Raw genomic sequence first — 9212 nt, forward strand, 5'->3', positions numbered from 1 at the left:
CTCCGATGATGTCGAGGCGTCCTGGCCGGTGACAGGCCTGCGCGTTCAGTCTTTCGATTTGGGCGTCTGGAACACCGTGTTCAGCGTCACGATCTCGCCGAGCCGGGCGTAACGGGGGCCGCCGATGCGCGCGATGGGGTCGAGCGCTTTGGTTTCGACCTTGCCGTCATTCACGAGGCCGTCGCGGATGTGAAACATCACGACCTCGCCGACGATGAGCCGGCTCTTGGCGTCACCGAATTCCAGGCACTGCCGGAAACGGCATTCCATCGCGACCGGTGCAAGGCTAAGCCGCGGCACCTTGATGCGCTCGCTCGCGATCGTCTCGAGCCCGAGATGCGCGACCTCGCTGATCTCAGGGGGATGCTCGACCGACGAGTCGTGCAAGGCCTGCATCAGCGGGGTGTCGGCGATGTGGATGACGTATTCCTCGGTGTCGAGGATGTTGTGCGCGGTGTCCTTGTAGTCGGCGCCCTTGCGGCCGACGCTGATGGCGAGCATCGGCGGCTTCTGCGAGACGAAGGTGAAGGCGCTGAAGGGCGCGAGGTTGAGCACGCCCTTGGCCGACAGGCTAGCGACCCACGCGATCGGGCGCGGCACCACGATGCCGGTCATCAGCCGGTAGATGCGCTCCGCGCCGAGCTCGCCGGGATCGATCCGCATCGATCAATCCGCCCTGATGTTGGCCTTGCGCACGACCGGAATCCACTTGGCGTCCTCGCGCTCGAGATAGGCCTTGAATTCGTCCGGCGTCATCGGCGCGGCTTCGCCGCCGAGTTTTTCGAATTTGTCGACCACGGCGGGATCTCTGAGGATCGCGACCAGCGTCTCGTGCAGCTTGTCGATGACAGGCGCCGGCGTACCCGCGGGCGCGAACAGGCCGGTGAAGGTCTGGCCGTCGAAGTCCTTGTAGCCGAGCTCGGCGAAGGTCGGCACGTCCGGCAGCGACTTCAGGCGGTGCGGTGAGGTGACGGCGAGCGCGCGGAACAGGCCGGCCTTGATGTGCTGCAGGCTGACCGTGAGCTGGTCGAAGGCGAACTGCACCTGCCCACCGAGCAGATCGTTGATCGCCGGCGCGTTGCCGCGGTAATGCGCGGTGACCCATTGCAGGCCGAGGTTCTCCTGCATCAGCTCGCTGAGCAGATGGTTGGTGGTGCCGGGACCGGGCGATGCCATCGTCAGCTTGCCGGGCTCGCGCTTGGCGAGCTCGATGAAATCCTTGAAAGTGTTGGCCTGCACCGACGGATGCACCTCGAGCACCAAGGGCGTCATCGAGATCGTCGAGATCGGCATGAAGTCCTTTTTCCAATTATAGGCTTCGCGCTTGTTGATCTCGGTCGCGAACAGCACCGGACCGTTGGCGCCGACGAACAGCGTGTAGCCGTCGGGCGCCGATTTCGCGAAGGCTTCGCCCGCGATCATGCCGCCGGCGCCGGCCTTGTTCTCGATGATGAAGGGCTGGCCGAGCTTTTCCTGAAGCTTGTCGGCGACGATGCGCGCGGCGCTGTCGACATTGCCGCCGGCGGGATAAGGCACGATCAGCTTGACGCTGCGGGCCGGCCATTGCTGGGCCGATACGGGCCCCGCCAGCATCGCGGCAGCGGCGGCTACGGCAATCCAGATTAATCTCATGTTAACCTCCCGGCAGCGCTTCCAATTTCCACGTCGAATGCCGCTGGCGTCGCCCAAGGAAAACGAGGACGGCATCTCGATCGCGGCGCAATCTCCAGATGCGCTCTTGTCCTGTCGAGTGAATTGTGGCGTTCTTGTCCATATTATGGACAAAACAAATTCCGCGAAAGCCGGCCGCGGCGCGCTGGCACCGCGACAGGGCGCGCAGGCGATCCGGCGCGCCCTCGCCGTGCTGCGTATTCTTGCCGCAGGCCGCGAGGACGGTGTGCCATTGGCCGAGGTGATCCGGGCGACCGGTCTCACCCGCCCCACCGTGCATCGCATCGTCCACGTGCTGATCGAGGAAGGCATCGTCGAACGGCACGAGCGCAGCGGCCGCTACGCGATCGGCAACCAGGTGCCGGAGCTGGCGCTGGCACGGCCGCGGCCGTCGCCGCTGCTGGTCGCCGCCAATCCCTCGCTGCGGCGCGCGTCCGCCGAGATCGGCGACACGCTGTTTCTGACGGTACGAACCGGCAACGATACGCTGTGCGTCGACCGCAGGATCGGCATCTATCCGATCCAGGTGCTGTCGATCGAGGTCGGCGCGCGCCGGCCGCTCGGCGTCTCCAGCGCGGGCGTCGCCATCCTCGCCGCGATGCCGGCGCAGGAGGCGCGAAAGATCGTCGCAGCCAACGAGAAGCGGTTCGAGGCTTACCGGACCGACACGGCGACGGTCCTGGGCGAGATCACCGCCGCGCGGCGGCTGGGATACGGCATGCGCGAGATCGGCCTCGTGCAGGGCACGAAGTCGATCTCGACCTGGATCAAGACCCCGGACGGGCGGCCGGCCGCGGCGATGACCGTCTCCGCGGTGCGGACGAGGCTCGGCCCAAGGCGGGAGCAGGAGGTTGCGGAGATCCTGCTGCGGGAGGCCAAGATCATCGAGCAGGCGATCGGGGGATAACCTGCGCTGTCAATGGGCTGACGCCGCGCGCCGTTTTGTGGCAAAACGACCGCCTCGCGACCGACCCAACGAGGCCATGCATGCCCGCGCCGAAACCGCCTGCCTTCGAGACCCTGAGCCTGCATGCGGGCCAGCATCCAGACCCCGTGACCGGGGCCCGCGCGGTGCCGATCTACCAGACCACGTCCTACGTGTTCCAGGATTCCGATCACGCGGCCGCGCTGTTCAATCTGGAGCGTGCCGGCCACATCTATACGCGCATCTCCAATCCGACCACCGGGGTGCTGGAAGAGCGGCTCGCGGCGCTCGAAGGCGGCGTCGGCGCGATCTGCACCGCGAGCGGCATGGCCGCGCTGCATCTGGCGATCGCCACGCTGCTCAACGCCGGCGACCACATCGTGGCGTCGAGCTCGCTCTATGGCGGCACCATCAATTTGCTGGCGCACACGCTGCCGCGCTTCGGCATCACCACGACGTTTGTGAAGCCGCGCGATCTCGACGCGTTCCGCAGCGCCATCAAGCCCAACACCAGGCTCGTGATCGGCGAGACCATCGGCAATCCCGGGCTCGAGGTGCTCGACATTCCCAAGGTCGCGCAGATCGCGCATGACGCCAAGATTCCGCTGCTGATCGACAACACCTTTGCCACTCCCTATCTCAGCCGTCCCATCGAGCTTGGGGCCGACATCGTCATGCATTCGGCGACCAAATGGATCGGCGGCCACGGCATCGCGATCGGCGGGGCGATCATCGACGGCGGCCGTTTCGACTGGCGCGTATCGGGCAAGTTCGGCGTGCTGACCGAGCCCTATGGCGGCTATCACGGCATCGTCTTCGACGAGCAGTTCGGCACGGCGGCCTTCATCATGCGCGCGCGCACCGAAGGCCTGCGCGATTTCGGCGCCTGCCTGTCGCCGACCAATGCGTTCCAGCTGCTGCAGGGCGTCGAGACGCTGGGCGTGCGCATGGACCGCCACATGCAGAACACGCACCTCGTGCTGGAAGCCCTGAAGTCCAACAAGGCGGTCGACTGGGTGCTGCATCCCTCGCTGGAGACGCACACGGATTATCAGCTCGCCAAGCAGCTCCTGCCGCGCGGCGCGGGCTCGATCATCTCCTTCGGCATCAAGGGCGGACGGCCTGCAGGGCGCAAATTCATCGAGAGCCTGCGCATGATCAGCCATCTCGCCAATGTCGGCGACGCCAAGACGCTGGTGATCCACCCGGCCTCGACCACGCATCAGCAGATGGACGCCGAACAGCTCAAGGCGGCCGGCATCGGCGAGGAATTGGTGCGGCTCTCGGTCGGCATCGAGACCGCGCGCGACATCATCGACGATCTCGCGCAGGCGCTGCGCGTCTCGCAGAAGGTCTGACACCATGAAGCTCTCCGTCAACGGCCTCGAGGTGTTCGCCGCCACCGGCGGCCGCGACTTCGACAAGTCGCTGCCCGCGGTCGTCTTCATCCATGGCGCCGGCTTCGACCATTCCACCTGGGCGCTGCACACGCGCTGGTTCGCCCATCACGGCTTTGCCGTGCTCGCCCCTGACCTTCCCGGGCACGGCCGTTCGGCCGGCCCCTCGCTCGGCAGCATCGCCGAGATGGCGGACTGGACCGCGGCGCTGCTCGATGCCGCAGGCGCCGCGAAGGCGCATCTGATCGGCCATTCCATGGGATCGCTGATCTCGCTGGAGACCGCCGCGCGTCATCCCGACAAGGTCTCAGCGCTCAGCCTGATCGGCACCGCCGCGACCATGACGGTGGGCCCGGATCTCCTGAAGGCCGCCGAAGCCAATTCGCAGGATGCCAACGACATGGTGTCGATCTGGGGCCTCGGCTTCAACGCCGAGCTCGGCGGCAGCCTTGCGCCGGGCCTGTGGATGCATGGCGGCGCGCAGGCCGTGTTGAAGGCTTGCGAGCCGGGTGTGCTGTTCAGGGATCTGTCGGCCTGCAACGCCTATGCAAATGCGCTTGCCGCCGCGGCGACCGTCAAGGTACCGACGACGCTGATCCTCGGCGAGCGGGACATGATGACGCCTGCGAAGGCAGGCAAGGCGCTTGCCGCCGCGATTCCACATGCAAAAACCGTCGTGGTGCCGGGCGCCGGCCACATGATCATGGCCGAGCGGCCAGACGAACTGCTGGCGGCCTTACGGAGCTGAAAAGGATCAATCGATCCTCTCGCGCGTTGCGGTGAGACATCCCTGTACATGTTGAGGGAACTCACCCCATGCCAAGACAAGAAGTGATTCGCAAAGCGAAGCAGGACAAGCGCGCGGGCAAATCGGCCAGCACGCAGGCCGGCGAATTCGTCAAGGATGAGATCGATAGGATCCGCAAGGGCAAGCACGGCGCGCGCTCGACGAAGCAGGCCATCGCGATCGGCCTCTCCGAAGCACGCCGGGCCGGCGTCGACCTACCGCCTCCGCGCAAGGGAAAAGCCAAAAAGTCGACGCGCCGCAGCGCCAAATATGCCTACGAGGTCGGCCAGGGCAAACGCACGCCGAAGCGTAGGCCGCGTGTGTCGCGCGCCGTCGAAGGCGTGTTGAAGAAGGAGCCGCGCTCGACCGCGTCGCGGAGCGCGCTGTCGAAGCAAAGCAAGCGTGCCGCGAGCCGGCGAAGCGCCGCGTCGCGTTCGGCGGCCGCGCGCAAGGCGAGCCATACCAAGGGTGCCAAGGTCCGCTCGGCCGCCGCAAAGAAGGCGGCACGCACCAGGGCGCGCCGCCGCAGCTGATCAACTGAGACGCCGGCCCCGCTCGGAGAGCACCGCGCGTGCGGCGCGTTCAGCCTCGCGCGCCGAGCGGAACTGGCGGCCTTCGAGACTGTCGAACAGCCGCTCGGAGGAGAAAAAACGGAAGCCGCGCTGGTCTCTGGTGACGATGCCGGCGGCGCGGTCGTGGATCTCGATGATGTAGGCGTTCGATTGGGCTTGGGACATGACTGCTCGCTCGCCGAGGTCCCGGCGTTCCTGTTTTGAGATTTGTCGTGTGGGCTGTTGCTGGAAGGCGATCAGCAATAACAACGGGCGCCGGTGGCCGCCGAGAAACAGCGCCGCGTCATGCACGCATGCATGTCGTTGGGATTGCGCTGGCGATCGGCTCTCATATGGCGGCTTTGGCTTGAGGAGCAGTTTCTATGCTGCGACTATCGAGCGATCGGGGCGATTGGTCAATGAAATGGCTCTCCATATTTGCGATGACGGCACCAGAGCGCTTCTCCTGCGGCAAGCACCGGCAATTGGATTCATCTCGCGATGAGTTCAACGCGGGCACGCAGTCGTCATGATAGGATTCCAGCAGCCTACAGAACAGAAGAACCGGGAGGTCCAGCGATGACGCATGATTTGAAAGGACGCACCGCGCTCGTGACCGGCGGCTCGCGCGGGATTGGCGCTGCCGTCTGTCGCGCGCTGGCCGCATCAGGCGCGGCGGTGGCGATCAACTGCCGCGAACAGATCGGCCAAGCCGAGCAGCTTGCAGGCGAGATCGTCAAGCAGGGCGGCCGCGCCATCGTCGTTGCCGCCGACGTCTCGCAAGCCGGGGCCGTGGCCGGCTTGGTCGAACGCGTGACAGGCGGGCTCGGACCGATCGACATCCTCATCAACAACGCCGGCATCGCCATCACGCGCGGCATCGAGGATCTCACCGAGGAGGATTTCGACCAAACGATCCTGGTCAATCTGAAATCCGTCTTCCTGTGCACGCAGGCGGTGCTGCCCTCGATGCGCGCGCGGAAATGGGGCCGCATCGTCAACATCTCCTCGGGCGCAGCGCGCGGCGCTGGCTCTATCGGACCGCACTACAATGCATCCAAGGCCGGCATGGAGGGCTTGACGCGAGGCTATGCGGCGCGGCTGGTGAAGGACGGCATCACCGTCAATGCGGTGGCGCCGTCGCTGATCGAGACCGACATGATGAGCGGCCAGCCCCAGCTCGTCAGCCGCATCCCGCTCGGCCGCTTCGGAACGGCGGACGAGGTGGCCAAGGCGGTGATGCTGCTGGTGGACAATGCCTATATGACCGGACAGACGATCGCGCTGAGCGGCGGTATGGCGTTCAATTGAGGGGGCGAAGCGGCAATCTCCACTTTCCTTCTCCCCGTGTGGGAGAAGGTGGCGCGAAGAGCTGGATGAGGGGTATCTCTCCACGAACTCGATCGCGAGAGATGCGCGAATGGAGAGATACCCCTCACCCGTCTCGCCGCTATTGCGTCGAGCCACCCTCTCCCGCAAGGGGAGAGGGTAAGACAATCACCACATCGTAGCGGCTGCGCGTTCCGGCCAGATCCGATCATATTCGTCGCCGCCGACCTTGTTGTCGCTCATCTCGGCGAGAATCTGACCGGGCGTCGGCAGGGTCTTGGGATCAACGCGCTTGTCGGGATTCCAGAGGTCGGAGCGGACGATGGCGCGGGCGCATTGGAAGTAGATCTCGTCGACCTTCATCACCATGACGCTGCGCGGCGCCTTGCCTTCGACCTTGAACGAGGCCAGCAGTTCGGGATCGACCGAGAGATGGGCGCGGCCGTTGACACGGGTCGCGTTGCCCGAGCCGGGGATCAGGAACATCAGCGACACCCTTGGGTCGCGCACGATGTTGCGCAAGGAATCGACGCGGTTGTTGCCGCGGCGATCCGGCAGCATCAGCGTCTTGGGGTCGTGGATGCGGACGAAGCCGGGCAGATCGCCGCGCGGCGAGCAATCGATGCCTTCGGGCCCGATGGTGGCGAGCGCGGCGAACGGCGCCTTCTCGATGAAGATCCGGTAGAGCGGGGTGACGTGGTCGGCGACTTTCACGGTCGAGGCGTCATTGGTGACGCCGTAGATGGCTTCCAGTTGCTCGACCGTCGTGATCACCGTCATTCCGTTCTCCTGGTCGCAGTGGCTATTCCTGCCGGCCTTGGTTCCTGATGACGCTCACGAGCTCGCGGCTGTGACGGTCCGCGCTGCCGGCGTTGAGGATCGTGACATCGGCCTGCGCCGAGGCGTCATCGACGCTGCGGGTGAGACGCTCCGCGATGTCGCCATCGCTCTGCCGCGCGCGCGCGGCAAGCCGCGCGGCCAGGACCTCCGGCGGCGCGGTGATCGCGACCACCACGACATCGGCGTAGGCCCGGCGCAGGGCGCCAAGCACGGTGCGCGAGACGTTGGCGACGACCGTGCGGCCGGCACGGATATCGCCGTTGATCTCGCGCGGCAGTGCGTAGGAATGCCCATGCGCGTCCCAGTGCACGGCGAAATCGCCGTGCTCGCGCGCACGGCGGAATTCGTCCGGGCTGACCGCGATATTGTCTTCATCGGCCGACGACGCACGCGTCACGACACGGCGCGGAAAGACGATGTCGCGATCACCGGCGCAGGCCGCCTGCGCGAGCCGCAGCAACGTGTCCTTGCCGGCGCCGCTGGGGCCGACCACGAGCACGAGCCGGCCGGGGCCGATCGCCCCCGCCTCGCCCTGCGCCGTGGCCGCGATCCCGCTCATGCGACGCGGTGTCCCTCGCGCCAGACGCTGCGGACGACGGGAACGTGGCCGGCGACGTGCACGCGGATCAGATCTGCGCGCTTGCCGGCCGCAACCTCGCCGCGGTCGGTGAGGCCAACCGCCTCGGCGGGCGCCTTCGTCACCGTGCGGACCGCCGCCGGAAGGCTGATCGCCGGCACATGCTCGGGAAGATGCAGCGCGGCCATCAGCAGGCTGGACGGGATGTAGTCCGACGAGAGGATATCGAGCAAGCCTTCGCGGGCGAGATCGACCGCGGCGATGTTGCCGGAATGCGAGCCGCCGCGCACGACGTTCGGCGCGCCCATCAGGATGTCGATGCCTGCCTCGTGCAGGCCGCGCGCGGCCTCCAGCGTGGTCGGGAATTCGGCGACCGAGACGCGATCGCGCACGGCATCCGCGACGTTCTCCTCGGTGGTGTCGTCGTGGCTGGCGAGCGGGATGTTGTACTGATGCGCCAGCGCGACGATCTCGCGCATGTTGGCGGCGGCGTATTGCTTCTGATATTCGAAGCGCTTTGCGAACAGCTCGTCGAGCTCGGCATCGGTCTTGCCGCCGTTCTTGCCGCGGTAATAGTCGCGCAGCTTGCCTTCGTCGCGGAACTGGCGCTGGCCGGGGGTGTGATCCATCAGCGACATCAGCTTGACGTCGGGACGGTCGATCAGCTCCCTGGCCTCCTCGACCACGCTCGGCATCGGGATCTCGCAGCGCAGATGCAGGAAATGGTCGGCGCGCAGCAGGCTGGCGTCACGCGCCGTGGCGATCGCTGCGGCCAGCACGCCGGCACGGCCGTCCACCTCCTCGGCGCCGTCCTCGCGCCAGACCCGGAGCGAATCGAACACCGTGGTGATGCCTGACGTGGCGAGCTGGCCGTCATAGGAGATCACGGCCGCGACGGGATTCCAGAACACTTTTGGCCGCGGCACGTAATGGGCTTCGAGATGATCGGTGTGGAGCTCGATCAGGCCGGGCATGATGAGGTCGCCACCGGCATCCTCCGCTCCTGCTGGCGCTGTCCCATCGCCGATCTCGGCAATGCGGCCATTGGCAAGGGCGAGCCAGCCTTGCTCGATCACCCGGTCCGCCAGCACGATCCTGGCATTGGCGATCACGATGTCCTTCGGGGCGTTCATGT

Annotated in this window: 11 protein-coding genes; 5 read left to right on the forward strand and 6 right to left on the reverse strand. The window is 66.3% G+C overall.

All coding sequences use genetic code 11. The features are described from left to right. Positions 1 to 45: 45 nt before the first annotated feature. Both XH83_RS32680 and XH83_RS32685 read right to left on the reverse strand, forming a co-directional pair. Positions 46 to 663 (reverse strand): flavin reductase family protein, encoded by a 618-nt coding sequence (locus tag XH83_RS32680; protein ID WP_194404689.1) that lies wholly within the window; start codon positions 661 to 663, stop codon positions 46 to 48. 3 nt (positions 664 to 666) lie between these two features. Beyond that, complete coding sequence (locus XH83_RS32685; RefSeq protein ID WP_194404690.1) at positions 667 to 1632, reverse strand: tripartite tricarboxylate transporter substrate binding protein; 966 nt, start codon at positions 1630 to 1632, stop codon at positions 667 to 669. A 145-nt stretch (positions 1633 to 1777) separates the two neighbouring features. Here XH83_RS32685 and XH83_RS32690 point away from each other — a divergent pair, with 145 nt between their 5' ends. From XH83_RS32690 to XH83_RS32705, 4 genes are all read left to right on the forward strand, one after another. Next, on the forward strand, positions 1778 to 2578 hold the full coding sequence (locus tag XH83_RS32690; protein WP_194404691.1) for an IclR family transcriptional regulator: 801 nt from the start codon (positions 1778 to 1780) through the stop codon (positions 2576 to 2578). A gap of 80 nt (positions 2579 to 2658) precedes the next feature. Beyond that, positions 2659 to 3954 carry an O-acetylhomoserine aminocarboxypropyltransferase gene (locus tag XH83_RS32695; RefSeq protein ID WP_194404692.1) on the forward strand — a complete coding sequence of 432 codons (1296 nt, stop codon included), beginning with the start codon at positions 2659 to 2661 and terminating at the stop codon, positions 3952 to 3954. 4 nt (positions 3955 to 3958) lie between these two features. Next, positions 3959 to 4741 carry an alpha/beta fold hydrolase gene (locus XH83_RS32700; RefSeq protein WP_194404693.1) on the forward strand — a complete coding sequence of 261 codons (783 nt, stop codon included), beginning with the start codon at positions 3959 to 3961 and terminating at the stop codon, positions 4739 to 4741. A 68-nt stretch (positions 4742 to 4809) separates the two neighbouring features. Then, the gene (locus XH83_RS32705) at positions 4810 to 5313 is read left to right on the forward strand and encodes a DUF6496 domain-containing protein (RefSeq protein ID WP_194404694.1); all 504 of its coding nucleotides are present in this window, start codon (positions 4810 to 4812) and stop codon (positions 5311 to 5313) included. Here XH83_RS32705 and XH83_RS32710 read toward each other — a convergent pair whose 3' ends face one another. Continuing rightward, on the reverse strand, positions 5314 to 5517 hold the full coding sequence (locus tag XH83_RS32710) for a hypothetical protein (RefSeq protein WP_194408469.1): 204 nt from the start codon (positions 5515 to 5517) through the stop codon (positions 5314 to 5316). A 393-nt stretch (positions 5518 to 5910) separates the two neighbouring features. On the opposite strand from XH83_RS32710, the gene XH83_RS32715 reads away from it, so the two are divergent. Then, complete coding sequence (locus XH83_RS32715) at positions 5911 to 6642, forward strand: SDR family NAD(P)-dependent oxidoreductase (protein WP_194404695.1); 732 nt, start codon at positions 5911 to 5913, stop codon at positions 6640 to 6642. 186 nt (positions 6643 to 6828) lie between these two features. Here XH83_RS32715 and XH83_RS32720 read toward each other — a convergent pair whose 3' ends face one another. The 3 genes from XH83_RS32720 to XH83_RS32730 are packed head-to-tail and all read right to left on the reverse strand — an operon-like array spanning position 6829 to position 9210. After that, positions 6829 to 7440, reverse strand: coding sequence for a pyridoxamine 5'-phosphate oxidase family protein (locus XH83_RS32720; protein ID WP_194404696.1), 612 nt, complete (start codon positions 7438 to 7440; stop codon positions 6829 to 6831). Positions 7441 to 7462: 22 nt separating this feature from the next. Further along, positions 7463 to 8059, reverse strand: a complete 597-nt coding sequence (phnN, locus tag XH83_RS32725) for a phosphonate metabolism protein/1,5-bisphosphokinase (PRPP-forming) PhnN (protein ID WP_194404697.1) — start codon at positions 8057 to 8059, stop codon at positions 7463 to 7465. Then, entirely contained in the window at positions 8056 to 9210 is a 1155-nt protein-coding gene (locus XH83_RS32730; protein ID WP_194404698.1) for an alpha-D-ribose 1-methylphosphonate 5-triphosphate diphosphatase, read from the reverse strand. The genes phnN and XH83_RS32730 overlap by 4 nt, the downstream gene beginning before the upstream one ends. Positions 9211 to 9212: the final 2 nt, after the last annotated feature.

The sequence above is a fragment of the Bradyrhizobium sp. CCBAU 53351 genome (assembly GCF_015291745.1).
Taxonomy (GTDB): Bacteria; Pseudomonadota; Alphaproteobacteria; order Rhizobiales; family Xanthobacteraceae; genus Bradyrhizobium.

Coding starts and splice junctions, on each gene's coding strand:
- phnN (WP_194404697.1), bottom strand. CDS start 8,059: ATGAGCGGGATCGCGGCCACGGCGCAGGGCGAGGCGGGGGCGATCGGC.
- XH83_RS32690 (WP_194404691.1), top strand. CDS start 1,778: ATGGACAAAACAAATTCCGCGAAAGCCGGCCGCGGCGCGCTGGCACCG.
- XH83_RS32700 (WP_194404693.1), top strand. CDS start 3,959: ATGAAGCTCTCCGTCAACGGCCTCGAGGTGTTCGCCGCCACCGGCGGC.
- XH83_RS32710 (WP_194408469.1), bottom strand. CDS start 5,517: ATGTCCCAAGCCCAATCGAACGCCTACATCATCGAGATCCACGACCGC.
- XH83_RS32685 (WP_194404690.1), bottom strand. CDS start 1,632: ATGAGATTAATCTGGATTGCCGTAGCCGCCGCTGCCGCGATGCTGGCG.
- XH83_RS32715 (WP_194404695.1), top strand. CDS start 5,911: ATGACGCATGATTTGAAAGGACGCACCGCGCTCGTGACCGGCGGCTCG.
- XH83_RS32730 (WP_194404698.1), bottom strand. CDS start 9,210: ATGAACGCCCCGAAGGACATCGTGATCGCCAATGCCAGGATCGTGCTG.
- XH83_RS32705 (WP_194404694.1), top strand. CDS start 4,810: ATGCCAAGACAAGAAGTGATTCGCAAAGCGAAGCAGGACAAGCGCGCG.
- XH83_RS32720 (WP_194404696.1), bottom strand. CDS start 7,440: ATGACGGTGATCACGACGGTCGAGCAACTGGAAGCCATCTACGGCGTC.
- XH83_RS32695 (WP_194404692.1), top strand. CDS start 2,659: ATGCCCGCGCCGAAACCGCCTGCCTTCGAGACCCTGAGCCTGCATGCG.
- XH83_RS32680 (WP_194404689.1), bottom strand. CDS start 663: ATGCGGATCGATCCCGGCGAGCTCGGCGCGGAGCGCATCTACCGGCTG.